We start from the raw sequence: 25,240 nt of genomic DNA, 5'->3' as shown, positions 1-25,240 counted from the left end.
GCGTCTACTCCGGCCAGACCTCGATCCAGACGAACAGCACCTGCCCGGCGGCCTGGTTCTCGACCGCCACCGGATAGACCGTGCGCGCTCGGAGCGCCTCGACGAGGTGACCGTGGTGGATCGCGAATCGCCCGATGAAGTCGTCGTTCACGAGATCCCTGTCGATGAGCTCACCGCTCAGGTGGACATCCGGCGTGAGCGGCACGCGGTACCAGGTGGGCGGGCCTTTCCAACCCGGCGTGCAGGTGTCGCGTTGCCCCGGGCGATCGAGCGCGCGCCTCCCGAGCGACCGGCCGCCCGCGAACAGCTCCGCCGAGCCGAAGGGCTCCGGCGGCTCGGTCCCCGCCCCTGCCGCCTCCGCCGCGAAGCCGGCCACGCTGGCGGCCGCCGCGACAGGGTGCTTCGTGCGGAGCAGGCCGCCGATGGCGGTGAGCGCCTCCGCCGGGACCGCGCCCATGCCGTCCCACTGACGGCCGTCCGCCTTGGCCGGGCTGACGACGGCGCCGTCGATGGAGATGCGGACATGCGCCGGCAGCGGCGGCGCCGCCGGCTTGCACGCCGCGCAGCCAAGGGCGATCCCGCACAGCGCGGCCGCTCCGAGAGGACGTGACGCCATGCCTCGAGAACCTATCCCGGCGGCCGCGCCGCACCAACACCGAAGCGCGCGCGGGGGCGCGGCCGGGTGCGCTGGTCGCGCCGCGGCATCTCGCGGCGAGCCTGCATCCTCCTGAACCGGCGACGTGGCGCGCCCCTGCAATCACGACGCCCTGGGCTTGCCGCATCGACGGGCGCCCCCGCGGACCGTATGCTGTTCGAGCTCACGGAGGCGTTGATGCAAGCCCAATGCGTCAGAATACCGTTGTTCGCCGGAAAGACCCAGCGCTTCGTCGACTGGATGCGGGAAGCAAAGAGCAGGAAGCGAGAGATGCTGGAGTCGATGAGCATCGAGGGCGTTTGCGCGGAAGCCATCTTCCTCGAGGGGGGCGAGACCGAGGACTCGATCGTGTTCTATATGCGCGCACACGACCTGGCTCGCGCACAGCAGGCATTTGCGTCGTCGGAGCTCGCGATCGACAAGGCCACCAGGGACATCATCGCGGAGTGTTGGGACGTCGCACGCGCCCGACCTCTCGACGTATTGCTCGAGCTCGAAGCCCCCGAAGGGTCGGGGCCCGGCTCTTCATAACCGGCTTCTGGAGAGAGGGAGCCTCGGCGCGGTCTGGACGTCAACCGCGCTGGAGCCGGAGGAGGCGCTCCAGCGCCTCGACATCAGCGCGATCCTGAGGTCGATCTGCGGCGCGGGCGGCCATGCACGCCGACGGCGTAGGCCCCGATTACCAAGAACTTCGCGTCAGCGGCGCACAGGGCGGAAATCAGATCGAGGAAGCCTTCGTTCATGGGCGGATCCCGGGAAGGCCAGCTCGAACAGCTCCTGACTTAGCTTCCAGGTGACCTCGGCACGCTGGCGGATGGGGATGGAGCTCCAGAAGAGGGCGTCCGCTTCCGCTTGCGCCTCGTCCTCTCCCTGCCGAAAGACGCGCATCATCCAGCCCGCGCGAGCCAACCGCCGCGCTTCCGCAGCCTCATCACCTGCGCTCATGGCCACACTGTACCATGCCGCTTGGCGCAGCCGATGGACAGGCCAGCGCAGCTGCGACCGCATCGACCAGGCAGACGTCCACAGCGCCGTCCACGCAGCTTCCGCCCGATGGACACGGCTCTCTTCCGCACAGCATCTGGGTGCCGCCCGGCGCAAGCGCGGCTCACCCGCGGCTCATCCGCACGATCGCCTCCGCCAGCGCGCCGTCGTCCGCGCCCTCCGCGTCGCCCGAGAGCGCCTCCTCCGCGGCGGCGAGCGCCGCGTCGCGGAGAAGGTAGAGCTCGGGCTCGGGGATGCGCTCGCGCGCGGCGAGGACGCCCGGCGGGACGCCGCGCAGCATCTCCAGGACCAGGCCGAGGCGGCGGCGGGCCTCGGGCGGCGGCGGCGCGCCGAGGCCGAGCCGCCGCCGCGTGGCCCGCGGCGCTTCGGCGAGGCGGCGCGCGGCAGCCTCGGCGACCTCCGCGGCGAGCGCGCTGTACGCCGGCGGCGACGGGAGCCGCGCCTCCATCCAGACGAGCAGCCGCACGAACTCGCGCGCCCCCTCGAACGCCCGCCGCCCGTGCAGCATGCGCCGGTTGTCGACGACCAGGATGTCCGCCGGGCCGAGCGACAGCTCGATCACCTCGCGTCGCGACGCCTCGACGAACCGCGCGAGGCGCGCGGCGATCACGTCCCCCGGCGGCACGACCGGCGCGTGCGTGAGCGCGAGCGCGCCGCCGCGGAGCGACACGGTGGGCCCGAAGAAGTCGCCGAAGACGAACGGGATGCGCCTGTACACCGTGAAGAGCGCGCGGAAGAGCTCGGGATCGGCGCGCTCGATCGCCGAGAGCAGCGGCCAGCCGTCGAGCAGGAGGCAGCCGCCGCCGCGCTCCGCCGGCCTGACGCAGGCCATGATCTGCACCGCCGGAGGCGCGCCCGCGAAGCACTGGCTGTCGGTGTGGAGCGGCGCCGCCGCGGAGCTCGCGGCGAACGACCTGCCGCCCGGCACGGCCTTGATCGGCTGCCGCTCCACAAGGAGCGGCCTTGCCCCGAGGAGCCGCTCGGCGAAGCTCCACGGCGCCCGCGCGGCCTCCTCCGGCGCCAGCGCCGCGTCGCCCCGGAGGACCGAGAAGCCGCGCGCCGCGAGCTCGTCGAAGAGCCTCGCCGGACCGCCCTCCGGCCCGGGCCAGATCCATCGCTCGCTCATGGGCGCGCTCCGCGAGGGGGCTCGAAGGGCAAAATCAGACTATCTATCCAGCACAACCAGGCCCGCTGGCGGCGCCGTCCACCCCGCTCACGCATCGAGGAAGCGAGCCTCCCGGAAGCCGGCCCGGAGCAGATCGCGCGGGATGGGCACGATCCGGAGCAACGGCGCGCCCTCGGGCACCTCGATCGGCGCCCCGAGCCGGCGCACGTGGAACACCGCCGGGGTCGCGAAGAAGGCGTCGGTGGCGACCACGCCGCGCATCACGTCGTAGCCATCGCCGTGGACGCCGTCGAGCAGGCTCGACCAGCCCGGCGGCGTCCGGGTGAAGGCCCACGGCTTCACGAAGAAGTGCGGCTCGCCCGGCGGATGCGGCGTGAAGTACTTCGTCAGATACCAGAGCGCCCCGCGGTTCGCGGCGAGGAAATCGTCGCCGAAGGTCCGCGCGAACGCGCGCTCCACCGCGGCCGCCCCGTCGGCGAGGCGCGGCGCCTCCGGCGCGACGGCGAGCGTGTGCCCGTCGAACGTCGCGCGGAACGGGACGGCGTTCCTCACCACGATCGACGCGAGCCGCCGAGCACCCCCGCGCCAGGGGACCGGATCCGGCCCGGCCGCGGTCGTGACCTCGGTCACCTCGGTGATCTCCGGCGCCGCCGGCCCGGCGACGACCAGCCGCACGCGCGCCGGCCCGGCGCTCCCCTCGTCCGCGCTCCCCTCGCGCGTGCTCCCCTCGCGCGCGCTCTCCCTGCCCGCGCTCCCCTCGCCCGCGCTCGCGTTCCGCCCACCCGCCGTGCCCCCGACGAGCCGCCGGTACTTGCGGGTCACCTGGCCCTTCTTCACCGCGAAGTACTTCGCGTCGTAGAACTCCGCGTGCGCCCGCCCCACCTCGGGCGCGTCCGCGAGCGAGCACGCCTCGATCTGCACGTCGGGGAGCACGGGCGCGATGCAGCCGATCTCCCCCTCGAGCTGCAGGCGCTGCGGGGCCTCGTCGCGGACGCGCAGCTCGACCACCAGCGGGACGAACGCGCCGTCGTCGGCGAGGTACGCCTCGCTCACCTCGATCAGCGCGTTCCGGCGGTTGGCTGCCCCCGCGACGCGCAGCCACAGGCCCGGGTCCGGGCGCACCAGCAGCCCGGTCCACAGGCGCAGGCGGGGCGGGCCCAGCCCCTTCCGGCACGTCCAGGCGAGGCCGCCGCGCAGCGCCCGGTGCCATGCCCCTTCCGGCGCCAGGAAGCCCTGCGAGACCAGCCGGGTCAGCGCGGCGCGGTGGGCGCGGGCGAGCGCCTCGCGGTGCTCGCCCGCCGGCTCGGCGCGGAGCGACCCAAGGCGCCGCCGCACCTCGATCGGCCGCGCCAGCGTGATCTGGAGCCCGAACGCGTTGCCCTCGAGCAGCGGCACACACGCCTTCGCCACCCGGAGCGGCACCGCGCCGTCGAGATCGCCGGTGCGCCGGGTGAGCCGGCACAGGCCGAGGGCGTCGAGCACCTCGAAGCGGGCGTCACCCGCCGCAGCCACCACCACCGCCGCAGCCGCCGCCACCGCCGCAGCCGCCGCCGCCACCGCAGCTCGACGAGCTGCAGCTCGATCCGCCGGACGAGCCGCCCCCCGTCGAGACCGGGGGGGGCGGGGTCATCGCGTAGACCATCGGCCCGAAGAGCGGCGACATCGCGAGCGCCGCCGTGCCGCTCGCGGCGACCGTCAAGCCGATGTCCACCGCCTCCCGGCGGCGGCCGCTCGCGACGTCGGAGCGGAGCGAGACGGTCGAGTCGTCGAGCCACCTCAGGTAGTCCGACTTCATGGTGCTGTAGGCGCTCGCGGTCCGCGCCACGATCCACGTGGCGACGAGCAGCGCGATCATCTCCACCACCAGGAACGAGTAGGGCCGGTCGAGCTCCTCCGCGCGGATGGCGCGGATCAGCCCCACGCCGAGCAGGCCGACGCCGACCGCCCACACCACGGCCGAGAGGGCCGTCATCGTCCCCCGCGGGCGGAGCATCCCCGCGGCGGCGAGCTCGCCGCGGAGCTCCTGCTCGAAGCGGGCCGCGATCTGGTCGGCGGAGGCGCGCACCTGATCGAGCGAGAGCGTCACCGTCTGCTGGCCGTGCGCGCCCCTCGACGAGAGCGAGCTGAAGAACGACGCGAGCACCCGGTCCGGCGGGGGCGAGCCGACCACGAGGTGGAGCGCCTGCGGCGCGTCCTTCGCGTCCCCCGCGGGGACGAGCCAGCCCGCGCCCATCGCGACCGCGATCAGCGTGGCGGCGACGCCCTTGTTCCCGTCGCGGAGGTACGCGATCGCCCAGTACTCGTCCGGCTGCGGGATCCAGCCCGCCGAGAGCCGCTGCCGCCACGCCGGTGAGCGGTACGACGCGCCCCCCGCGGGGACGCTCGCCTGCCCCGCTCGATCCAGGGAGGCGCCGACGGCGCTGCGCACCACGATGGCGATGATGAGGCCAGAGACCGAGAGCGCCAGATAGAAGAGCAGGAACGCCGGCCCCGACGCCATGTTGAACGGGAAGAAGTCGAAGATCTCGTGGATCATCGCGCCGCCTCCGGGTGCTCCAGCCGGTCGACGTCGTCGACCGCGCGCGCGAGCAGCTCCGCCAGCGCCGCGTAGGCCGGGCCCGGCGCCTCGTGGACGCGCTTCAGCGGGGCCACGTCGACGCCGAGCAGCTTGCCCGCTCCGGCGAGCACCGTGCCCAGATCGTCGCCGCCCTCGATCCCGTGCAGGCCGAGCAGGGCGTGGAGCGGGCCGCGGATCTGCTTCACCTTGCGGGAGACCGCGCCCTTCAAGGCGTCGTCCGCGCCCATCCCGTCCACCACCGCGCGCCGGAGGCGGATCTGCGCCTCGCGCAGCTCCTGCTCGACGCGCAGGCGGCGGTTCTTGCCGTCGATCACGAGCGCCGAGAAGGGGTCGCGGCCGGAGAGGAGCACGTGGCACCGGCGGATGTCGTCGTAGAGCAGCGGGAACACGTCCGCGGCCCGCGGGATCTCGGCGGCGGTGAGGATCATCGCCTCGATGCGGGCCGCGTAGCGCGCGATCTGGAGCGCGTTGGCGATCGCGTCGAGGCTCTGGCGGGAGGCCTCCTGGAGCACCACCATCAGATCGACGTCGCTCTGCCCGTCGCGGTAGCCGCCCCGCGCCGCGCTCCCGTACACGAGCAGGCACGAAAGCTCGTCGCCGAGCGTCCGCTCCAGGCTCTCCTTGAGCTCGACGAGCCGCGCCTGCACCGGCGCCGGCAACCTGGAGACAGCGCTCCCCGTGGCGATGGATCCCTCGTTCATGGTCTACCTTCGCGGCTCGATGAGCCGGACCTCGGCGCTCGAGCCAATCCCCTTGATCGCCCAGACTACCCGACCTCCCGGCAGCCGCTCTCGTCGAATGAACGGCAGGAGCCTGGGCCTGACGCTCCCGTCGCCCGAGGGCCCGACGAAGCGGGCGCGGAGCAGCAGGCGGTCGACGATCGCCTCGGGCGCGAGCCGGGCGTCGTCCACCGCCGCCGCGGCGATGCGGAGCGCGTCCGCGACCGCCGTGAGGCTCGGGGCCCGCGGCGACGCCTCGACACACCGGGCCCCGAGGCGCGCGGCCGCCTCGCGGTGAGACGAGAGCCGCGGCAAGAGCGGGAGCGCGTCGTCGACACGCTTGCGCTGGAGGATCGCGCGCGACCGGGCGACGTCCTCGGCGTCGAACGGAGCCACGGCCTCCGGCGGAGGATCGACGGGTGAGGTGAGCAGCTCGGCCACGCGGGCCTGGACCTCGGCGAGCGCCGACGCCTCGGAGCGTGAAGCGTCAGGAGAATTTTGCAGCAAGATGGCGCGAGAGGCGGGCAACCCCGGTCGGGTCGGCGCCAACCTGGGTTCGGCCGGTGTGGGCCCGGCCAACCTGGGTCGGGTCAACGCCAACCTGGGTTCGGCCGGTGTGGGCCCGGCCAACCTGGGTCGGGTCAACGTGGGTCGGGACGGCGCGGACCGGGCGATCGCCCTCGCGGTGGCGATCTCGGCCGCGAGCGCGGCAAAGGGCGGGAAGTCACCGTCGCGCTCGAGGAGGATCGGGAGCGGCCCGCTGCGAGCAACAACCTGGGCCAGCAGATCGAACACCGGCGCGGGGACCGGATGGGCATGCGTGTCGAAGTAGAAGCCGTGCTCCACGACGCCGCCGGCGATGTGGATCATCGCCACGCGCTCGAGCGGGTAGGAACCGACGAGCTCCGCGGGATCGACGCCGGCGTTGACGGCGTTCGCATAGACGTTGCCGACGTCGAGGAGCAGATCGCACCCGGTGCGGGCAACGACCTCGGCATAGAAGTCCCCCTCCCCGAGGGCGTCGCCCGGGAACCGCAGCATGCACGCCGCGTTCTCGAGCAGCAGGGGGATGTCCGGGAGCGCCCGCCGGGCGGCGGCGACGTTCCGCGCGACAGCGCGCGCCGCCTCGAGCGTGTACGGCAGGGCGGTGAGGTGGCCGATCTCCCGGCCGCCGCCGCGCACGAACGCGACGTGCTCGCTCACGACCGGGGCCGAGAGCTCCCGGCAGAGCGCCCCGAGGCGCCGCGCGCGATCCATGTCGATGCCCGAGGCGCTGCCGAGCGAGAGCTTCACGCCGTGGGGAACCACCGGCCAGATGCGCGCGATGGCCGAGGCCTCGCGCCGCGCGGCCGGGCTCGCGAAGCAGGCCTCGGCGACGACCTCGACGAAGTCCACCGCGCCGGGCGCGGACAGCAGATCGGCGGCGAGCTCGGGGCGGAATCCAACGCCGACGGCGCCGGCGCCGGAGAGGGGCGATCTGGGGGCGGGCACGATCACGCGGGGACCTGCCTCAGTCTGCCCTCGCGGAGGGATCCGGAACAGAGGCCATCGGGATCGGCTAGAAGTCGAGCTCACCCGAGATGCGAGAGGCAGCACCCATGCGCGTGGCGATCCTCGACGACTACCAGGGCGTGGCGCTCGGGATGGCCGACTGGCGAAGCCTCCACCCGGCGGCAGAGGTGCAGGCCTTCACCGACCACCTCGACGACCTCGAGGCCCTGGCCGCGCGGCTGCGCGCCTTCCAGGCCGTGGTGCTGATGCGCGAGCGCACGCCGTTCCCGCGCGCGCTGTTCGAGAGGCTCGACGGCCTCCGGCTGCTGGTCACGGCGGGCATGCGCAACGCCTCGATCGACCTCGCGGCCGCGACCGAGCGCCGCGTCCAGGTCTCGGGCACCGACATGCTGCCCTACCCGACGGCGGAGCTCACCTGGGGGCTCATCCTCGCGCTCTTCCGGCACATCCCGGCCGAGGACCGCGCCGCGCGGGAGGGCCGCTGGCAGACGACGCTCGGGCTCGGCCTCAAGGGCAAGACGCTCGGGCTCGTCGGGCTCGGCAAGCTCGGCGGCCAGGTCGCGCAGGTGGGCCGCGCCTTCGGCATGGAGGTGATCGCCTGGAGCCAGAACCTCACCGCCGAGCGCGCCGCCGAGGTGGGCGCCCGGCTCGTCCCGAAGGACGACCTCTTCGCCGGCGCGGATGTCGTCAGCGTCCACCTCGTGCTGAGCCCGCGCACCCGCGGGCTGGTGGGCGCGGCCGAGCTCGGGCGGATGAAGCCGACCGCGTTCCTCGTCAACACCTCGCGCGCCCCCCTCGTCGACGAGGCGGCGCTGCTCGCCGCCCTGCGCGCCCGGCGCATCGCCGGCGCGGCGCTCGACGTCTTCGAGCCCGAGCCGCTGCCCGCGGATCACCCGCTGCTCGCGCTCGACAACACGGTGATCACGCCGCACCTCGGCTATGTCACCGAGGAGGGCTATCGCCTGGTCTATGGCCAGGCGGTCGAGGACATCCGCGCCTTCCTCGATGGCAAGGTGCTGCGGCCCTTGAACCAGCTCCCGGTCGATCCGGCCCCGCTCGGATAGGCTCCGCCGCCGCGCCCCGCGCGTCAGAGGAACTGGCTGCTCCACTTGCGGAACGTCATGATGCCTTTCTCCCCGGCGCACAGGACGGGCTGAGCTCGGTAGATCTTGTTCTCCCAGATCGGGATGTCCTCCTCGACCTGCCGGCAGATCTCCGCGGCGAGGGCCTGGCCGAGGCGCTGCGCGCCGTCGTTGCGCAGCCAGAACGCGAAGCGGATGTCGACGAGCTCGTCGTCGATCGGGGTGACGGTGTTCACGAAGAGGAGCTCGACGATCCCGGTGAAGCGGATCGTCCCGTACCCCATGCCGTGGCCTTCCCATGTGATCGTGCCGTCGACCACCCGCCCTCCCGGGCCCTTCTGCTTCACCACCGACCGCGATCGGAGGATGTGGCCCTCGATCTCGATCTCGGTCCGGGGCGGCTCGAGCATGGCGTGCACGGCGACGAAGTGGGCCGGATCCACGATGTTCTCGAGGGTCTCCTGGACGTGCGTCCGGACCCTCCAGCGCTTGATCAGGCCCAGGGACCACTCCGTCGAGCGCGCCTCGGCGAGCGGCGGGATCTCGAAGGCGGCGGGCTCGCCGCCGAGCGCGTGGTGGACCAGGATCAGGCCGTCGAGCTCCCGTACCTCCCAGGCGCGGGTCCTCGCTTTCGGCGGGATCGTGTCCGCATAAGGGATGTGCACGCACTTCCCTTCGCCGGAGATCACCCATCCGTGGAACGGGCACCGGATGCCGCCCTGCTCGACGCGGCCCCCCACCCCGAGGTGCGCGCCCATGTGAGGGCAGTGGGCGTCGAGGACCCGGGCCTGTCCGTCCTGCGTCCGGAACAGCACCAGATCCTGCCCGAAGCAGCGGAGCGACATGGGCCCGCCCGTGGACAGCTCGTCCGAGGCGGCGACCTGGAACCAGCCTCGGGGGAAGGGCTGCAGAGGGATTCGAGCGCTCATGTGGGTCTCCTCGGCTCAGCGTCTGTCGGGGTCGCCCGCGCGCTCATGCAGCGCGGGGCGGAGGGGCTTCATCGTGCCGGTGATCGCGGCATGAGCTCGTCACTCTACCAGCAAACCTCGCAGGCGTGAGTGCGCCGAGGCACTGGCACGCTCCCGCGCCGCGCGCTGCGCGCCTGGCGAGCGGCCGTGCTCCGGCGGACACTGCGGCTCTCCGCGGCGTGTCCGCCGGCCGCCCGGAGGCGAGCTGCTGCGCATCACGGGCGAGCTGCGCTCGCGCCGGAAACTGCCGAGCGCAGTACGCGGATGGCCCCCATGCTCGGCGCGCGGTAGGCTCGTGGGCGTGTCAGGAGCGCGTTGGGCTCGCCGCGCGAGGAGGGCGACGCAGGCCGTCGTCGCGGCGACGGGGCTCGCGCTGCTCGCGCTGCGCTACGTGATCCCCGCCCTGATGATGCAGGCGCATCCCATCGGGTCGACGCCGTCGCCCTACGGATATGTCGAGTACGTGCCGCCGGAGCCGGGGCCGCGCCCGCTCCTGCTCGTGCTGCACGGCGGGAGCAGCCGCGGTGACGGTAGGCACCCGCGCGCCATCATCCACCGCCTGCCGCCGCTCCGTTATCTGGCGCGCGCGCGCCTGTTCGGCACATCGTCCCCGCTCGTCGACGCCGGCGTGCTGATCGCCGCACCGCAGTCGCCCGGCGAATGGGACCCGGCGACGATCGATGCCTTCCTCGACTACCTGCTCGCAGCGCACGAGATCGATCGCGACCGCATCTATGTCACCGGTCCGAGCATGGGTGGATGCGGAACCTGGCGTTACGCCGCTGTCCATCCGGAGCGGCTGGCGGCGGCGCTGCCCATCTGCGGCGCTTGCCCGCAGACGGGTGAGCTCGCGGCGGGTCTGCGCACGCTGCCGGTCCGCGCGTTCCACGCCTTCGACGACGAGGTCGTGCCGAACACCATGTCCGCGACCTGGGTGTCCGCCATCGCCGCGCTGCGGGGTACCCGGAGCGGCAATCCGATGCTGAGCTATCCGCCGGGGTCCGATTCGACCGCGGTGTTCTATGGCGGCGGGGTCGTCTGGCGTCCCGGCACCGGCGCGTCCGCGGACGAGGCGCTCACGCTCACGGAGTTCGCGCGCGGCGGGCACGCCGTGTTCGTCGACGTCTACGCCGAGGACGCGACCTGGCGCTGGCTGTTTGCGCAGCGCCGCGGCGCTCGTGCGCAATGAACGCGCCTGTCAGCGCCCCGCCGAGAGCTGCTCCAGCCCCTCTTCCACGCCGATGATGGGCGCATACCCGAGCTCGGCGCGGGCGCGGTCGGTCTTCACCGTCACCGAATGCGACATCATGGCGACGGCGAAGCGAGTCATCGGCGGCGCCCGGCGGACGCCGAGGAGGCGCCATGCGCCCTCGATCACGGCCGCGAGCGGGAGGGCGACGGCGCTCGGGACGCTGCGCCCGGGCAGCACCACCCCTTGCGTCCGCGCCAGCGCCGTCAGGAAATCGCGAAACGTGCGCGTGCCGTCGTCGGCGACGAAGTAGGCGCGCCCGCCCTGACCGCGCTCCAGGGCGAGCAGCAGCGCGTGCACGAGGTTCGCGACGTGCGTCGTCGACGTGCGCGCGCCGCCGCCGTCGAGCCAGGCGAAGCTCCCCTCCCGCGCCATGCGCAGCACGATGGGCAGCACCGTCGCGTCCCTTGGCCCCCAGACGAGGCGCGGGCGAATGGAGACGGTGGTCATGCCGCCGGGTTCGTTCGCGGCGAGCACGCGCCGCTCCGCCTCTGCCTTCGTCTCCGAGTACAGGAAGCGTTGCCTCTCGGGATAAGGGTGCGTCTCGTCGATATCGATGAGATCGTGGCCATCGAAGAGCGCCGCCTCGGTGCCGACGTGGACGAACCGGCGCACACCGGCGGCGCGCGCCGCGTCGAGCACCCGCGCCGTCCCCTCCACGTTGCCCTCCCAGAACTGCGCGCGCGTCCCCCACTCCTCGACATACGCGGCGCAGTGCACTGCGGCCTCGGCGCCCGCGAGGTCCTCGCCCTTCAGCGTCCCGAGGTCGGCCGCGACCGGCGCCGCGCCATGACGTCGCACGACGTCGGCGCTCCTCGGCGAGCGCGCCAGCGCGCTCACCTCGTGACCGGCGCGCACGAGCCCCTCGATGAGATGGCCTCCGATGAACCCCGAGCCCCCTGTAACGAAGACCTTCATGGCCGCCACGATGCGCGCTCTCTCCCCGGATGTCCAACGCGGCCAGCGGCGGCGCCGGGACGGGCGCAGTGGTACACCAGCTCGAACTGCCGGGGAGGAGTTGACTGGATCGCTGTGCCCGCGGTCAATCGGCTGGCTGGACCGCCCAGTTGTACGAATGTACATCTCTGGAATGGCGCGTCGCTACTCCGTCGCAGAAGCTCGGGCCCATCTCCCCTCCATCATCGAGCAAGCGCAAGCGGGTGAAGTCGTCGAGCTCACCCGGCGAGGTCGCCCCGTGGCGGTCGTCCTGTCCCGGGCGGAGTTCGAGCGGCTGCGCTCGGATCGACCCAGCTTCGGCGACGCGTACCGTGTGTTCCGGAAGAGGCACGACCTCGAGGAGGTGGGCATCGCGCACGACTTCGCCGCGTCCGTTCGCGACCGTTCGCCGGGTCGACAGGTGAAGCTGTGAGCTCGCGCTTCTTGCTCGACACCTCCACGATCTCGGAGCCGATGAAAAGCCGCTCGAGCAGAAAGAAGAAGTAGGCGCCGAGTCATCGTATCGACAGCGAAGCCAGGTATCGCCGCGCAGCCCCGCGCGGCAGCCGCTCAAGGGCAGCGCAGCTCAGCCGAGGAAGTCGAGGACATCCTCGTTGAACTTCTCGGGGTTCTCGAGCCACATGAAGTGGCTGCCCCCCTCGTCCGCGCCGAAGAGGATGAGCTCGGCGCCGGGGATCTGGTCGGCGACCCACTGCTGGGAGATGGGGTTGAAGATGCTCGCCTCTCCGCCGACGACGAGCGTGGGCACGTCGATCCGCGGGATCACGTCCCTCCAGTCCTGCTCGGCTTGGTCCACGAGCAGCTTGGCGGCGTACGCGCGCGGGAGCTTCAGGTTCTGCTCGACGACCAGGGCGAGCTGATCCGCCGGGTAGCCGGGGGTGAACATGGTGGCCACGAGCCCGTAGGTCGTGGCGATCCCGTCGGGCCCGCGAAGCGCGGCGGCCGTCTCGTGGAGCGTCTGCGGGGTGAACAGGGCCCCCGCCTCGGCCGCCTCTTCCGCGGACCAGTCGGGCCAGGCCGTCATCGCCGGGCCCACGTCGACAAGGATCAGACGGTCCAGGGAGTGCCCCCCATAGTTATCCCAGTAGCTGTAGAGCGCGCCGCAGCCCATCGAGTGCCCGAGGACGGCGAGGTGCTTGAACCTCATCCCGCAGATGAATTCGTGAAGATCCCTGCTGAAGCGCGCGATGCGGTAGCCGTGCTCGGGCTTCTCCGACTCGCCATGTCCGCGCCAGTCGAGCGCGAAGACATGGTGGTGCCGCGCGAAGGCGAGGATCTGCGCCCTGTACAGCGCGGCCGACTGGGACCACCCGTGCAGGAGCAGCAGCGGCCTCCCCCTCCCCGCCTCCAGGTAGTTGAGGGCGACCCCGTCGCTCGTCGTGAAGGTCCCGGAGCGGATGCGCGGCGCCGCCGACGCCTCGCCACCAAGCAAGCGCGTGGCGGCCAGCCCCGCGCCGAGGCCCACCGCCTGCTTCAGCACCTGGCGGCGGGTAGGGGTCGAGCTGGACGAAGGTGCTCCTTGCTTCTTGTCGGTCATGGCTCTTGATCTCCACTGCCGGCCGCGCGCGCGAGGCTGCCCCTCGATCACGCGCTGTCACGGCCAAAAGGAAGAGTTCGACGCGACCGCGGCGATCGCCGGGATTGACGTTCATCTCGGCCGCGCCGTCGAGCTGATTGTTCACAAACGGACCAGGGCCGCAAGTAAATACTAATTATAAACGACCTGAGCAAATCCCCGACGCCGGCGTGTGTCTACGCAGGAGACAGGCCGCGCGGCGCCGCGATCGCGACGGCGCGCGCCGTGTCATGCCAGGAAGCGGATTGACCGGCGCTTCCACGGTATTCTGAGCCATGCAGCACGACCTCCTATCCAGTCTCGCGGCGCGCGCCGTGCCATTCTTCTTCTCCCTCTCGGCCCTCTCGGCGAGCTGCTCTCGCGGCGCGCCGGAGCCTCCGAGCGTCGACGGCACCGGCGGCACCGGCGGACATCCGGCAACCACTGACCCGACTCAAGGCAGCACGCACGCGTCCGGGACTGCAGGCGAGGCGACGACCGGCGCCAGCGTCCCGGGTGACGCTGGCCCGGACGCTCCCCCTGATGCGCCTGAAGATCCAGGCGACAGCACCTGGAGGGCCACGCGTTGGCTCGAAAGGTGCCAGATCGACGTCGCCGACGAGCCCAGCAAGGCGCTGCCGCTCTTGCGCTGGGAGCAGTGCCCGGGGAACGCTCCGGGCTGCACGTCGCTCGTCGTCGACTGGGACGCTGGCAAGTATCCACGAACCGCCTCGCCGAGCGTCGTTCGATGGGGCGACGGCTACCGCGTCGGGCTGTATCTCGAGTACCGGGGTGAGCGACGGACCGGCGTCTATGACGCCGACGGGACACCGCTCGCCGCATGGCGCTTCAAGGACCTCGAGCCGACGGTGCCCGAGGCCGACCCGAGACAGGAGTACTGCATACCGACGGTGCCCAACGTCGGTCATGAGCGGGTCTGGCTCGGCGCGCAGAGGGTGAGCGTCGAGGCGCCCGGCTCGGCCTACCTCGTCTCCGGCTACGACGCGCTCGCCACCGCGAGCCAACCCATCCCGGTCGACGCGCTGAGCCAGGGCCTCCACACGACCGACGACACCTTCGCGCTATCGGGGCCCGGGCCCGGCACGGTCAACATCTACGACAGGATCAGCGACCAGGCCAAGAGGTTCGGTCGCCAGCCAGGCAACGACGCGCCATCGTTCGACCAGATGTATCCAGTCGGCGATCATGCGCTCGGCCTGGCGGTCCTCGAAGACGCTACCTCCGAGGGGTGGATCTGGAACCGCCAGACCCACACCATCGAACCGCTGCTCCGGGCGGAGTCGCCTCGGGTCATCGCCGACATCAAGAGCGACGGGCAGACGCTCGTGTGGCTGGAGGCGGAGCCCTACTCCGACGACGGGCTCTACGGGGCGTCCAGCCTCTGGACAAGCCCCTTCGCGGCGACGAAGGCGGATCTCGCTCCGAAGGAGCGCCGGCCGGGCCCTATCATCGGATACCCCATCTCGGCCGCCGGGGAAGGCTTCTATGCCGTCTACGCGATCGGCGAGAAGGTGATCCACGTCTACCGCCTGTCCGACGCCCATCACTGGTCGTTCAAGACGCCCCCCGAGCTCTTCGACATCCAGGACATCGCTCACGTGGACTCCCGCGAGGTCTGGGTCTGGGTCCGGGGCGGCATCGTGCGCCAGGCGATCTCGGAGCTCGGCGCCGGCGATCCCGCCCCGTGATGTTCGACCCCCACCCCCGGGGCGAGCCTGGACGATAACGCGGCAAGTCCCAGGCGCGGTCCGCCTGCCCGTGCCAGGGCGCACCACCCTGGCGCCTGCGGCCGCGCAAGCGGCGGTACGGGTCCAGGGATCGCGCGCTCCCGCGACACCTGGCTGGCGGGAAGCCTGCCTGGCTGGTAGTAGCCTCGAGCTGGTAGCAACCTCGTGAGCCCCCTCCTCTCCGCCGCGGCGTCGTGGGAATGCGCATCACGCCGCCCGCTGGCTCGAGCGGAGAGGGGCTATTGCCTTGGAGAGCAGACATGTTGAAGGTGGCGATCATCCTGGGGAGCACGCGGCCGGGCCGCAACGGCGAGGCTGTCGCGAAGTGGGTGCACGACGTGGCGACGAAGAAGGGCGGCGCCGACTACGAGCTCGTCGATATCAAGGATTTCGACCTGCCGTTGCTCGACGAGCCGGCGCCCCCGTCGATGGGACAGTACACGAAGCCTCACACCAAGGCGTGGGCAGCGAAGATCGATTCGTTCGACGCCTTCGTGTTCGTCACGCCGGAGTACAACCACGGCACCTCGGGCGCGCTCAAGAACGCGATCGATTACCTGTACAAGGAGTGGAACAACAAGGCGGCTGGCTTCGTGAGCTACGGCAGCGCGGGAGGCTCACGCGCCGTCGAGCACCTCCGGCTCGTGATGGCCGAGCTCCAGATCGCGGACGTGCGCGCGCAGGTCATGCTCTCTCTGTTCGACGACTTCGAAAATTTCAGCGTGTTCAAGCCCCGCCCCCGCCACGAGAAGTCCGCCTTCGCCTTGCTCGATCAGCTGCTCGCGTGGGCCGGAGCGATGAAGACGCTGCGTACCGGGTGAGCAAGGCGCGCTCGCGGAGCCTCGAGGGCCCGACGACGCCGATCCGCAGCGGTTCTCGTGGCGTTCGCCGATTCTACCGCGGACGTTGCAGGAGGGTACCAGGAGAACCCCGTGGAGGGGAAATCGACGCCTGAGACCGCCGAGAGGAAACCAGCGCCGACCTCGATTGTGTAGGGTGTCAGATGGCGCAACTCTTGGTCGGCTCGTGGGGCTTCACGGCGGACGGGACCCTCGCTCGGAGGCGCCGGTGAACCTCGCCGCGCGACCTCATTTCGAGGGCCAGACCCGGGCGGAGGAGCTGCTCCCCCCTCCGGGGGACGGAGGCCGGAGCGCTCCGCCGGACGACATCGCCGTGCCTTCGGAGCGGAAGCTCCCACCCGCCGTGACGCAGCGCTCCGGCGAAGAGGCGCACGATATCGGCGCGCTCTACCGCAACCACCATCGCCTGGTGTACCGCCTCGCGCTCCGCTACGGCCGCGGCAATGTGGCCTGGGCAGAGGACGTGACGCAGGACGTCTTCCTCGACCTGATGAAGGCGCTCGAGACCCTGACCGAGCGAGACAACCTCGAGGGGTGGCTGTACCGGACGACCTCGAATCGCTGCCTGAACCGCCTGCGCCGAGACCGATTCCTGGCGCTCCCGCCCATCTGCTGGCTGCTCGGGCAAGGCGAGGGCGAGCGCAGCCCCCTCGATGAAGTGACGATCGCGCGCGACGATCTGCGCCGCGCGCTCGAGACGCTGGGCACGCTGCCTCCCAAAGAACAGGTCGCTTTTTCGATGTTCTATCTCGACGGCAAGGAGCAGGAGGAGATCGGGAAGATACTCGGCCACTCCAAGGGATACGTCTGCAAGCTGATTCAAAAGGCGGTTGCGCAGCTCCGCGACGCCGGATGGGAGGTGGGCCATGACGCGAAACCGTGATCTGCTCGCGTTGCTGCGCGAGGTGGACGAGCAGCTCGCCTCGGTGAAGCCGTCCCCTCGGCTCGAGGCGCGCCTCGTCGCGGAGCTCGACCGGCGCGGGCGGCGGCCTTTCATGGGCGGGAGCGGGGGGCGCTCGCTCGTGCTGGCGCTGGGCGCCAGCGCCAGCATCGTCGCCCTCGGCACCGCGCTCCAGGGCCTCACACCCGGCTCGATCTTCACAGAGCGCCCCGTCGAGCCAGCGATCGAGCTCGTGGGCGATCCGCCTCCCGCGGACGGCGGGCTCCTGGAGCGCACGCCGGCCCACGGCCCGACAGCGCCGCCTCCCCGGATCCGCGCCCCGCTCCTCCAGGAACCTCCCCGCCGGCTCGCTCCGGCGCCGCCCGTGCCGCGCAGCGCCGTGCCGCCGCGGGACGCGAACGACACCCCAGGGCTCCTGGACGACAGCCGGCTCCCTGTCGACCGCGCCTCGCCTCCGCCGGCGCGCGTGCGCGTCGAGCCGCTGACCCCCCCGCAGACGCTGGGCCGGAGATGGGTTGATGGCCCGGAAGGGCTATCTCCTCTCGCGCAGCGCGGCCCTCACGCCGCGCTGCGCCGAGGCTCCGGAGGCGTCCCCGCGGAAGCGGCCGCGCACGTGGGCGAGAGCGGAGAAGGTAACCGAGCCACGGACGCCGAAGGACCCGCGATCGAGGATCCGGCGGCCCCGCGGGACGAGGCGCTCTGCCAGACGGCGGACGCGTTGCGGCACGAGGCCAGGGCGCAGTGCGAGGCGCAGGGCCTCATCGTCGCGGACTTGACGCTGCTCGATCCCTGCGATCACGGGAGCTACCTCGACGCCGAGTACACGTGCGGGAGGATGGCGCTGACCACGTGCTGGAAAGGGGTGCTCGGCGACGGCGTCACGTGCTTCGACACGACGTATGTCAAGGACGAGGTCTACATGATGTGCAGGGAAAGGGACACGGAGCTCCGCTCCCTCGATCAGGAGCAGCCCGACGGGGACTGCGGTGACCACGAGACGACCAGGGTCTACTACGAGTGCTGCCCCTCGGGGGATCCGCTGCCTTCGCCGTCGTGCTGGACGAGCGAGATCGACTTCGGTGAGGCATGCCAGCCGTACGAGAGGCTGGATGCCGAGGCCGCGGCGCTCTGCAGGGGCAATGGCCACTATCTCTTCCGTCGCGTGTTCGGGGACAAACACGTCGCCTGCACCGACGCCACGGCCACGAGCCTGAGCTACACCTGCTGCCCCTTCTGATCGCGAAATCGCCCGCCCGAGGAAACCGCCGGCCTCGTCGCGGTTGATAGATGGAGAGCGGCACGACGGAGAGGGCGCGCTGACCCGAGCACGAGCGGCGCGCGCTCGCAGCTGTCCGGCGCAACGCCGGCTTTCACGGAGGATCACGATGCGGACTTCCCTTGCGATAGGTCTATTGCTCAGCGTCTCGATATCCAGTCTCCTCGTCGGCTCGGGGTGCACCATCACCCTGGCGCCGGATCCCGATCCACCAGCGGGCTCGACGGGCGGGGAAGGCGGGGACGCCAATCCTGGGACGGGCGGCGGCGAGGACCCGGGGTCGGAGGGCGGCGGGGGAACCTTGCCTCCCCCGCCGTCGGCGTGCTGGCTCGGGGACATGGGCGATGGGTTCACGTGCCACGACACGGCCACGCTCCGGGATCACGCCCAGGCGAGGTGCGCGAGGATGGGCGCGGAGCTCGCGAGCTTCGTGAGCGACACCCTCAACCCGAGCTGCGCCGAGCACGAGAGCAGCGAGGTGGTCTTCGAGTGCTGCGGCGGCGATCCGCCGCCTCCGCCGCCGCCGAACTCGTGCTGGAAGGGCGAGCTGGGCGACGGGTCCTCCTGCATCGACCTGGGCGCCATCAAGGATCGGGCTTACGCGATGTGCGAGAGCGCGGGCGCCCGGCTCACCTGGCTCGACGCCCTGCCGGACCCCGGGCGCTGCGGCCCGAACGAGGCCACCAAGGCCACCTTCGAGTGCTGCGGCTCCACGCCGCCGCCCCCTCCGCCGCGCGCGTGCTGGAAGGGCGAGCTGGGCGATCGCAGATCCTGCGTCGACCCCTCTGTCCTCAAGGACCAGGCCTATGCGGCGTGCTCGCGCACGGAGGGAGACCTCACCGTCTTCGATTACGAGCGGAACAACCCGAGCTGCGCGGCCCACGAGACCACCTGGGGCTACTTCGAGTGCTGCGGTAACGAGCCGCCGCCTCCTCCGCCGCCTCCTCCGTCCGGCGCGTGCTGGAAGGGCGAGCTGGGCGATGGCCTCTCCTGCGTCGACCGCTCGGTCATGAAGGATCGGGCCTATGCGACGTGCGTGAGCGCAGGCGCCAGGTTCACCTCCTTCACCTACGAGGAGGAAAACCCGCGTTGCACCGGCTACGAGACCAGCAAGGCCTTCTTCGAGTGCTGCGGTAACGAGCCGCCTCCTCCGCCGAGCACGTGCTGGAAGGGCGAGCTGGGCGATGGCCTCTCCTGCGTCGACCGCTCGGCCATGAAGGATCGGGCCTATGCGACGTGCGTGAGCGCAGGCGCCGAGTTCACCTCCTTCTCTTACGAGGAGGACAACCCGCGTTGCACCGGCTACGAGACCAGCAAGGCCTTCTTCGAGTGCTGCGGCGCCGAGCCTCCTCCTCCGCCGGAGGCCTGCTGGAGTGGTTCTCTGGGCGACGGCTCCTCGTGCATCGACATGGCCGCCCTCAAGGAACGGGCCTACGCCACGTGCGCGAGCGACGGCGCGGAGCTCGCGGCGTTCGACTCCGGGTACGATGGTCGCTGCGCCGCCCACGAGTCGAGCTACGCAAAGTTCACTTGCTGCGCCTCGAAGACGCCGCCCCCTCGGTAGCGCCGGCGCGACCGCGCGGAACCCCGGGCGAGCGTTCTCGATCCTCGAGCGCTCGCCGCTGCCATCGACAGGTTGTGTAACCCGCCGGCTCCGCCGGTGAGCGTACCGAGCGAGCCCATCGAGACGCGCGTACATCCCAGGGTCGTACGGCCGACAGCGGCCGCTCGGGATCGCGTCGCTGGAGGAGGCATGAGCAGCCCGCGACATGCGCTGGGCGCAGCAGGGCCGGGGCGCGAGCGGCACATCGCACCTGCACCGCACAGCTCGCCCGGCGCGGCCAGCGCGCAACGTGTTTGCACATCGGCGCGGCATCGGCTCTGATGGTCGAACTTCTTCCGAGGTTCTCATGGCCGTGGCACCGCCCCTCATCCGCGCACGACTCACGATCGATGGACTCAAGACCTCGCTCGAGGTGAAGGAGCTCTCAGGCGCGGAGGCGATGTCGGAGCTCTACGCCTTCGATATCACCGTCGAGTGCGCCGACACCGACCTCGACCTCGACGCGCTCGTCGCCGAGTCGGCCGTGCTGACGCTCGATCACGGCGCCGGCGCCCGCCACCTGCACGGGATCGTCAGCCGGTTCGAGCAGGTCCACACCTCGGAGCACCACGCCGCCTACCGCGCCACGCTGGTGCCGGAGGTCTGGCTCCTCGACCAGCGGTACGATTGCCGCATCTTCCAGGGCGTCACCACGGCCGAGGTCATCGAGCGCGTGCTGAAGCTCGGCGGCGTCCGGCGTTACCAGATCGTGCTCCAGCGCGGCTACGAGGCGCGCGACGTCTGCGTCCAGTACCGCGAATCGGACTGGGCGTTCCTCGGCCGCCTCATGGAGGAAGAAGGCATCTTCTATTACTTCGAGCACGCCGACGCTGGCGCGACCCTGATGATCTCCGACACGGCGCAGGTCCACTCGCCCATCTCCCCGAAGGAGCTCCGGTATCGGCCGGTGACGGGGGCGATCCACACCGGAGAAGGCATCGATTCGTTCCGCTTCGCGCAGCGGGTCCGGCCGGGGAAGGTCACGACGCGCGACGTGCCGTTCGAGAACCCCGCCTCGGTCGTGGACACGGCGGCCGAGAAGGGGCGGCACACGGACCTCGCCGTGTTCGCGTACCCGGCCAGCCCCGGCGCGGAGGTCCGCCTCGACGCGCTCCAGGCGACCGCCGCCGTGGGGCAGGGCGAGGCCTTCTCCGTGCGGCTCGCGCCCGGCGCGCGGTTCCGGCTCGAGGATCACCCGAGGGAGAGCTTCAACGCGGAGTACCTCATCACCCGGCTCCAGCACGCGGCCCGGTTCGACAGCAAGGAGGGGTACCGCTGCACGTTCGAGTGCGTCCCTGCCGGCGTCGCCTTCCGGCCCCCGTGCAGGACGCCAAAGCCGCGCATCGCCGGCCCGCAGGCCGCGACCGTCGTCGGGACGCAGGGGGCCGAGATCGAGACGGACAGCGACGGGCGCGTGAGGGTCAGGCTGCACTGGGATCGCAACGGCAGCGCCTCGGAGAACGCGTGCTGGGTCCACGTCGCTCAGATGGCGTCGGGGGCCGGCTACGGGGCGATGCACATCCCGCGCGTCGGGAGCGCGGTGCTCGTCGAGTTCCTCGACGGCGATCCGGACCGGCCGATCGTGACCGGGCGGGTGTACACGGTCGTGAGCCCCTATCCGTACGCGCTCCCTGCCGAGAAGACCAAGTCGGCCTTGCGGACCCAGACCACCCCGGGAGGCGGCGGGTACAACGAGCTCCGCTTCGAGGACCAGTCAGGCCGGGAAGAGGTCTACCTCCGCGCCCAGCGCGACCTCAAGGTCGAGGCCCTGAACGACGCGCGCCGCAACGTCGGCGGCGACGACGCGCTCGCGGTGACGGGCGACCGCACGAAGACCGTCGGCGGCGCGGAGACGGTGACGGTCGCGGGCGCGCGCACCGTGACCGTGGGCGCGGCCGAGACCAGAACGGTAACAGCGGATCAGACCACCTCGGTCGGCGCCGACAGCTGGCTCTCGGTCGCGGGCGATCACACGGCGAGCGTCGTCGGGGACCGCCGCGACATCGTCGCCGGGGACCGGAGCGCGTGCGTCGGCGGGGACGAGTCGGTCAAGGTGAGCGGCGATCGGACGGTCATCGTCACCGGGGCGCACGCGATCTCGTCCCTGGACGACGAGTCGAGGCGTGTGACGGGCAACCTCACCCTCTCGGTCGGCGGCACGATGCAGCAGGTCGTCGACGGGCACTGCACGCTCAGCGCGGGCTCGCTGGAGTGGGCGGTGACCGACGGCGCGCTGGAGATGACATGCGCCGGAGAGGTGCGCGTCGAGTCCGAGCAGGAGGTCCAGATCGGCGGACCCGATCTCGCCCTGTTCGCCGACTCGACGATCCGGATCCGGGCCCAGAAGAAGATCGTCCTCGAGATCGGCAATTCGACCGACGCCGAGGGCAAGTCCGCGAAGATCGAGATCACCTCGGACGGGATCTACGTGACCAACGGGAGCGCCACGGAGAAGCTCGACGGCGGCACCGTGCGCCTGAACTGCTGAGCGCGGCGCCGCGGCGGAGAGGGCTCGATCCGTGAAGCTTCGCAACGAGACAAGGCACCCGGCGGTGCTCCTCAGGACGGCGTCGGCGCGCAGCGACGACCACATGCTGGGCTGCGCGATCGCGCGGCCCACCTTCCGGGTCGCCGGCGGCGCGCTCGTCGCCACGCCCGATGAGCCGTGGCCGATCTCGGGCGAGCCCGTCGCGACGGCGCTCGGCAAGATGCCGGGGGACAAGCCGTTCTACATGGGCGGGATCGACGTGCTGCTCGGCGGGAAGGTGCGCCAGCCCGGCGGCGCGGCGAGGCCGCGCCTCGACGTCGAGCTCGAGGTGGGCCGGACCTTCCGGCGGCGGATCACCGTCTTCGGCGATCGCTCCTGGGTGCCCGGGGCCGGCGGCGCCCTGGTCCCGAGCGAGCCGGAGGCGTTCGTCTCGATGGAGCTCGACTACGGGCGCGCCTTCGGCGGGACCTGCCCCACCGACTACGGGCTCGACATGCCCTTCACGCCCAACCCGGCGGGGCGAGGGTTCTACCTCGACGCGAAGAGCGCGCTCGGGAAGCCGCTGCCCAACCTCGAGGACCCGAACCGGCTGCTCCGCTCGTTCGGCGACGCCCCCGATCCCGTCGGCCTGGGTTATTACCCGAGCGAGGGCGCGCTCCGCGTGAAGGCCGCGACGAGCGCTGCCGCGCCGGACCCGAGCCGGCTCACGCCCGACAGGGCGCCCGAATTCAAGGTGGGGCACAGGGACATCCTCCCCACGTTCTTCAACATGGGGCACCCGGGCATGATGATCGAGGCAGGCGGCGAGCCGAGGCCGGGCGACGGGATCCGGCTCACGCACGGCCTGCGCGGCGGGGATCTCGCGTTCGCGATGCCCGACCTGCGGATGCACATCCACGTGCAGCTCGAGGAGCGGGAGGTTGTCTTTCCCATGCACCTCGATCAGATAGGGATCGTCGCGGGGGAAGGGCGGGTTTTCTTCTCCCTCCGCTGCGTGTTCGAGTACCACGTCCGCAAGGAGGAGCGGCGCACGGCGACGCTGTACGACGGGCCGCCGCCGGCGGTGATCCCGGGGAGCTACCGGATCGCGCACGACCGGTGAGGCCGGCGGTCGAGGCTCGTCTCGAGGCTCCAGAGGTGGACGGTGTCACGGCGCAGCCTGGCATGTGCGTTCGGGTCCGCTTCAGGACCCGACTCGATGATCACCAACGTCGCTCACGGCGGGGCCCCGCAGGGTCCGGGGCCGAGGTGCACGGCGATCGCGGCCATGGGCCATTTCGCCCCGATGCAACCTCGTTGTTCGCCGGCCGCCTGCGGTCGGCGGCACGCTCAGCGACGGAAGACCGAACGGCGCGCTTGCGGACGGCGATGCACCGGGCTAGGATGCCCCCCTCACGATCGTCCCTGGCCCTCTATAACGACGCTTTCCCTCTTCCCTCGCCCGTGAGGGAGATTGCAGCTCGCTCGGACGACTGGACGACGCACCGTGTGATCGCGCGGGAGTTCCGCGCCGCACGTCTCCGTTCGATCCGTCACGGCTTCGTCGGATGGCAGGCCGGGTCCGCCGCAGAGCGCACCAGAAGGCCGTAAAAGAGCAGGATGGCATGGGAAATCGTCTCTACGTAGGAAATCTTTCGTTCAACACCACCCGCGAGACCCTCGAGTCCGCGTTCGCCGCGGCCGGCGAGGTCCGTGAGATCGCGATGCCGACCGACCGCGAGACGGGGCAGCCGCGCGGCTTCGCGTTCGTGACCATGGGCACGGCCCAGGCCGTGAACAGCGCCATCTCGCAGCTGAACGGCGCCATGCTCGATGGCCGCGCGCTGAAGGTCAACGAAGCGCAGGAGCGTCCGGCGCGCGGCTTCGGCGGCGGCGGTCGCGACCGGTACTGATCACGGGCGCGGCGTGGCGGCGCTCGTGCGCCGCCACGCCTGCGCTTTCAGGACGCACCATGAGGTGCTGAAGAACGCGCCTGGAGGCGCCGAAAGGCCGGTTCGGCATGCAGAGACAGGGAGCATTGAAGCGGCAAAAGGAACGCGAAAGGCAAGAGAAGCAGCGCGAGAAAGACGCGAACCGTCTCGCGCGCCGCACGGGAAAGGGCTCCGCCGTCAGCGGGACGCCGGGAGAGGATCCGGACATCGCAGGGATCGTCCCGGGGCCTCAGCCTGCGGTCACCGAGTGAAGCGCGCAGCGCCGAGCCAGGGCGCCGAGCGCGCCCCGTCAGAGCCAGCAACCGACCAGAACGGCTCGGCGCTGGCGGCCGTACGGCAACGATTCATCGAGCAGAGCGCAAACGCGCTGGGCCAGGCGTGGGCCAGGCGTTGGCGTCAAGACCTCCATCGAGAAGGCCGCCCCGCCGCCGGCGGATGGCCCGGCACGCTGCGTGAAGCACGAACTCAGGTGGAGATCACCCTTCCCGGGGAGCTGTGCCATCGCAAGATGCCCGCCATCACCGGCGTGGAGCGCGAGCTCGCCGCCCGGACCGCCTACTCAAGCGCGCGGGACGAGTGGCGAAGGCACACCGAGCCCGAAATCCCCTAGTCGGGTAGGCCGGGGTCGACTACCCCCCGGCCCCCCACAGATCCGGACGTGCGGAATTCGCGCATCCGGATCTTCGGGTGGTGGGCGTCAATTGTCTTCGTCGGAACCATCGATATCCCGGCCGACGACACCACGGTAGCCACAAGCGCCCTCTTGGTCTACGACATGGCCACAGCCATGATGTCCCCCCTCGTGCTCGCCGAGCCCGGCACCTACATAGATAGCGTGACGATCGCTCCCGACGCGACGTCCCTCGTCTACTGCCTGCGCCATGACGACGTGACGGATCTCCACGCCATCGACCTCACGGAGGCCGAGCCCGAGGACAGGCCGATCACCACCGACGGCAAGCGCTGCTCCCCGGCCTTCTGAAGCGTCGCTGGCGACCTCGACCTCTGTCCGCGACCGATACCGGCT

Annotated in this window: 25 protein-coding genes; 15 read left to right on the top strand and 10 right to left on the bottom strand. The window is 71.5% G+C overall.

Annotation, left to right across the window (positions count from 1 at the left end; all coding sequences use genetic code 11):
• Positions 1-4: 4 nt before the first annotated feature.
• A complete protein-coding gene (locus WMF12_RS09990) occupies positions 5-616 on the bottom strand; it encodes a hypothetical protein (RefSeq protein WP_437745351.1) in 612 nt (203 codons plus the stop codon).
• A 189-nt stretch (positions 617-805) separates the two neighbouring features.
• Between WMF12_RS09990 and WMF12_RS09985 the strand changes: the two genes are divergently transcribed.
• Positions 806-1,186 carry a DUF6176 family protein gene (locus WMF12_RS09985; RefSeq protein ID WP_437870311.1) on the top strand — a complete coding sequence of 127 codons (381 nt, stop codon included), beginning with the start codon at positions 806-808 and terminating at the stop codon, positions 1,184-1,186.
• Positions 1,187-1,351: 165 nt separating this feature from the next.
• Here the strand turns inward: WMF12_RS09985 and WMF12_RS09980 are convergent, their stop codons facing one another.
• From WMF12_RS09980 to WMF12_RS09955, 6 genes are all read right to left on the bottom strand, one after another.
• A complete protein-coding gene (locus WMF12_RS09980; protein WP_437870308.1) occupies positions 1,352-1,600 on the bottom strand; it encodes a hypothetical protein in 249 nt (82 codons plus the stop codon).
• A 163-nt stretch (positions 1,601-1,763) separates the two neighbouring features.
• Positions 1,764-2,786, bottom strand: coding sequence for a TauD/TfdA family dioxygenase (locus tag WMF12_RS09975; RefSeq protein WP_437870307.1), 1,023 nt, complete (start codon positions 2,784-2,786; stop codon positions 1,764-1,766).
• Between the two features lie 87 nt (positions 2,787-2,873).
• Positions 2,874-4,343, bottom strand: coding sequence for a hypothetical protein (locus WMF12_RS09970; protein WP_437870301.1), 1,470 nt, complete (start codon positions 4,341-4,343; stop codon positions 2,874-2,876).
• The gene (locus tag WMF12_RS09965; RefSeq protein ID WP_437870299.1) at positions 4,282-5,322 is read right to left on the bottom strand and encodes a hypothetical protein; all 1,041 of its coding nucleotides are present in this window, start codon (positions 5,320-5,322) and stop codon (positions 4,282-4,284) included. The genes WMF12_RS09970 and WMF12_RS09965 overlap by 62 nt, the downstream gene beginning before the upstream one ends.
• Entirely contained in the window at positions 5,319-6,065 is a 747-nt protein-coding gene (locus WMF12_RS09960) for a nucleotidyltransferase domain-containing protein (RefSeq protein ID WP_437870296.1), read from the bottom strand. Before WMF12_RS09960 ends, WMF12_RS09965 begins: the two co-directional genes overlap by 4 nt.
• Before the next feature lie 3 nt (positions 6,066-6,068).
• Positions 6,069-7,580: a DUF692 domain-containing protein gene (locus WMF12_RS09955; protein WP_437870292.1), complete on the bottom strand. Its 1,512-nt coding sequence runs from the start codon at positions 7,578-7,580 to the stop codon at positions 6,069-6,071.
• A 101-nt stretch (positions 7,581-7,681) separates the two neighbouring features.
• On the opposite strand from WMF12_RS09955, the gene WMF12_RS09950 reads away from it, so the two are divergent.
• Positions 7,682-8,659 carry a D-2-hydroxyacid dehydrogenase family protein gene (locus WMF12_RS09950; RefSeq protein ID WP_437870291.1) on the top strand — a complete coding sequence of 326 codons (978 nt, stop codon included), beginning with the start codon at positions 7,682-7,684 and terminating at the stop codon, positions 8,657-8,659.
• A 23-nt stretch (positions 8,660-8,682) separates the two neighbouring features.
• On the opposite strand, the gene WMF12_RS09945 is transcribed toward WMF12_RS09950, so the two are convergent.
• Positions 8,683-9,606 (bottom strand): Rieske 2Fe-2S domain-containing protein, encoded by a 924-nt coding sequence (locus WMF12_RS09945; RefSeq protein ID WP_437870286.1) that lies wholly within the window; start codon positions 9,604-9,606, stop codon positions 8,683-8,685.
• A 340-nt stretch (positions 9,607-9,946) separates the two neighbouring features.
• Here WMF12_RS09945 and WMF12_RS09940 point away from each other — a divergent pair, with 340 nt between their 5' ends.
• Positions 9,947-10,834 carry a hypothetical protein gene (locus WMF12_RS09940; protein WP_437870280.1) on the top strand — a complete coding sequence of 296 codons (888 nt, stop codon included), beginning with the start codon at positions 9,947-9,949 and terminating at the stop codon, positions 10,832-10,834.
• Positions 10,835-10,843: 9 nt separating this feature from the next.
• On the opposite strand, the gene WMF12_RS09935 is transcribed toward WMF12_RS09940, so the two are convergent.
• Positions 10,844-11,812: an NAD-dependent epimerase/dehydratase family protein gene (locus WMF12_RS09935; RefSeq protein WP_437870278.1), complete on the bottom strand. Its 969-nt coding sequence runs from the start codon at positions 11,810-11,812 to the stop codon at positions 10,844-10,846.
• Here WMF12_RS09935 and WMF12_RS09930 point away from each other — a divergent pair.
• Complete coding sequence (locus WMF12_RS09930; RefSeq protein WP_437870273.1) at positions 11,763-12,263, top strand: type II toxin-antitoxin system Phd/YefM family antitoxin; 501 nt, start codon at positions 11,763-11,765, stop codon at positions 12,261-12,263. The genes WMF12_RS09935 and WMF12_RS09930 overlap by 50 nt on opposite strands.
• A 153-nt stretch (positions 12,264-12,416) precedes the next feature.
• Here WMF12_RS09930 and WMF12_RS09925 read toward each other — a convergent pair whose 3' ends face one another.
• The gene (locus WMF12_RS09925; RefSeq protein ID WP_437870270.1) at positions 12,417-13,388 is read right to left on the bottom strand and encodes an alpha/beta fold hydrolase; all 972 of its coding nucleotides are present in this window, start codon (positions 13,386-13,388) and stop codon (positions 12,417-12,419) included.
• 314 nt (positions 13,389-13,702) lie between these two features.
• Here WMF12_RS09925 and WMF12_RS09920 point away from each other — a divergent pair, with 314 nt between their 5' ends.
• From WMF12_RS09920 to WMF12_RS09870, 11 genes are all read left to right on the top strand, one after another.
• On the top strand, positions 13,703-15,115 hold the full coding sequence (locus tag WMF12_RS09920; protein WP_437870268.1) for a hypothetical protein: 1,413 nt from the start codon (positions 13,703-13,705) through the stop codon (positions 15,113-15,115).
• 299 nt (positions 15,116-15,414) lie between these two features.
• A complete protein-coding gene (locus WMF12_RS09915) occupies positions 15,415-15,975 on the top strand; it encodes an NADPH-dependent FMN reductase (RefSeq protein ID WP_437745333.1) in 561 nt (186 codons plus the stop codon).
• Between the two features lie 247 nt (positions 15,976-16,222).
• Positions 16,223-16,897 (top strand): RNA polymerase sigma factor, encoded by a 675-nt coding sequence (locus tag WMF12_RS09910; protein ID WP_437870262.1) that lies wholly within the window; start codon positions 16,223-16,225, stop codon positions 16,895-16,897.
• A complete protein-coding gene (locus WMF12_RS09905) occupies positions 16,881-18,152 on the top strand; it encodes a hypothetical protein (RefSeq protein ID WP_437870257.1) in 1,272 nt (423 codons plus the stop codon). The genes WMF12_RS09910 and WMF12_RS09905 overlap by 17 nt, the downstream gene beginning before the upstream one ends.
• A 148-nt stretch (positions 18,153-18,300) precedes the next feature.
• Positions 18,301-19,755 (top strand): hypothetical protein, encoded by a 1,455-nt coding sequence (locus tag WMF12_RS09900; protein ID WP_437870255.1) that lies wholly within the window; start codon positions 18,301-18,303, stop codon positions 19,753-19,755.
• A 346-nt stretch (positions 19,756-20,101) separates the two neighbouring features.
• A complete protein-coding gene (locus WMF12_RS09895) occupies positions 20,102-22,282 on the top strand; it encodes a type VI secretion system Vgr family protein (protein WP_437870251.1) in 2,181 nt (726 codons plus the stop codon).
• A gap of 31 nt (positions 22,283-22,313) precedes the next feature.
• Positions 22,314-23,384, top strand: a complete 1,071-nt coding sequence (locus tag WMF12_RS09890; RefSeq protein WP_437870247.1) for a DUF2169 domain-containing protein — start codon at positions 22,314-22,316, stop codon at positions 23,382-23,384.
• A 445-nt stretch (positions 23,385-23,829) separates the two neighbouring features.
• A complete protein-coding gene (locus WMF12_RS09885) occupies positions 23,830-24,174 on the top strand; it encodes an RNA recognition motif domain-containing protein (protein WP_437745327.1) in 345 nt (114 codons plus the stop codon).
• Positions 24,175-24,281: 107 nt separating this feature from the next.
• The gene (locus WMF12_RS09880) at positions 24,282-24,464 is read left to right on the top strand and encodes a hypothetical protein (RefSeq protein ID WP_437328622.1); all 183 of its coding nucleotides are present in this window, start codon (positions 24,282-24,284) and stop codon (positions 24,462-24,464) included.
• 218 nt (positions 24,465-24,682) lie between these two features.
• Complete coding sequence (locus tag WMF12_RS09875) at positions 24,683-24,823, top strand: hypothetical protein (RefSeq protein ID WP_437870243.1); 141 nt, start codon at positions 24,683-24,685, stop codon at positions 24,821-24,823.
• A gap of 48 nt (positions 24,824-24,871) precedes the next feature.
• Positions 24,872-25,195, top strand: coding sequence for a hypothetical protein (locus WMF12_RS09870; protein ID WP_437870241.1), 324 nt, complete (start codon positions 24,872-24,874; stop codon positions 25,193-25,195).
• Positions 25,196-25,240 lie beyond the last annotated feature (45 nt).

It is taken from the genome of Sorangium sp. So ce363 (assembly GCF_051520435.1).
GTDB lineage: Bacteria > Myxococcota_A > Polyangia > Polyangiales > Polyangiaceae > Sorangium > Sorangium cellulosum_B.
Note: the sequence above shows the minus strand (reverse complement) of the source record. Positions and strands in the feature narration are given on the sequence as shown.

What these genes read in the sequence shown, in the direction of transcription:
- WMF12_RS09980 (WP_437870308.1), bottom strand. Translation starts at nt 1,600, where the DNA reads ATGAGCGCAGGTGATGAGGCTGCGGAAGCGCGGCGGTTGGCTCGCGCG.
- WMF12_RS09915 (WP_437745333.1), top strand. Translation starts at nt 15,415, where the DNA reads ATGTTGAAGGTGGCGATCATCCTGGGGAGCACGCGGCCGGGCCGCAAC.
- WMF12_RS09885 (WP_437745327.1), top strand. Translation starts at nt 23,830, where the DNA reads ATGGCAGGCCGGGTCCGCCGCAGAGCGCACCAGAAGGCCGTAAAAGAG.
- WMF12_RS09985 (WP_437870311.1), top strand. Translation starts at nt 806, where the DNA reads ATGCTGTTCGAGCTCACGGAGGCGTTGATGCAAGCCCAATGCGTCAGA.
- WMF12_RS09990 (WP_437745351.1), bottom strand. Translation starts at nt 616, where the DNA reads ATGGCGTCACGTCCTCTCGGAGCGGCCGCGCTGTGCGGGATCGCCCTT.
- WMF12_RS09895 (WP_437870251.1), top strand. Translation starts at nt 20,102, where the DNA reads ATGGCCGTGGCACCGCCCCTCATCCGCGCACGACTCACGATCGATGGA.
- WMF12_RS09900 (WP_437870255.1), top strand. Translation starts at nt 18,301, where the DNA reads ATGCGGACTTCCCTTGCGATAGGTCTATTGCTCAGCGTCTCGATATCC.
- WMF12_RS09965 (WP_437870299.1), bottom strand. Translation starts at nt 5,322, where the DNA reads ATGATCCACGAGATCTTCGACTTCTTCCCGTTCAACATGGCGTCGGGG.
- WMF12_RS09950 (WP_437870291.1), top strand. Translation starts at nt 7,682, where the DNA reads ATGCGCGTGGCGATCCTCGACGACTACCAGGGCGTGGCGCTCGGGATG.
- WMF12_RS09905 (WP_437870257.1), top strand. Translation starts at nt 16,881, where the DNA reads ATGACGCGAAACCGTGATCTGCTCGCGTTGCTGCGCGAGGTGGACGAG.
- WMF12_RS09930 (WP_437870273.1), top strand. Translation starts at nt 11,763, where the DNA reads ATGAGATGGCCTCCGATGAACCCCGAGCCCCCTGTAACGAAGACCTTC.
- WMF12_RS09975 (WP_437870307.1), bottom strand. Translation starts at nt 2,786, where the DNA reads ATGAGCGAGCGATGGATCTGGCCCGGGCCGGAGGGCGGTCCGGCGAGG.
- WMF12_RS09880 (WP_437328622.1), top strand. Translation starts at nt 24,282, where the DNA reads ATGCAGAGACAGGGAGCATTGAAGCGGCAAAAGGAACGCGAAAGGCAA.
- WMF12_RS09945 (WP_437870286.1), bottom strand. Translation starts at nt 9,606, where the DNA reads ATGAGCGCTCGAATCCCTCTGCAGCCCTTCCCCCGAGGCTGGTTCCAG.
- WMF12_RS09920 (WP_437870268.1), top strand. Translation starts at nt 13,703, where the DNA reads ATGCAGCACGACCTCCTATCCAGTCTCGCGGCGCGCGCCGTGCCATTC.
- WMF12_RS09925 (WP_437870270.1), bottom strand. Translation starts at nt 13,388, where the DNA reads ATGACCGACAAGAAGCAAGGAGCACCTTCGTCCAGCTCGACCCCTACC.
- WMF12_RS09935 (WP_437870278.1), bottom strand. Translation starts at nt 11,812, where the DNA reads ATGAAGGTCTTCGTTACAGGGGGCTCGGGGTTCATCGGAGGCCATCTC.
- WMF12_RS09960 (WP_437870296.1), bottom strand. Translation starts at nt 6,065, where the DNA reads ATGAACGAGGGATCCATCGCCACGGGGAGCGCTGTCTCCAGGTTGCCG.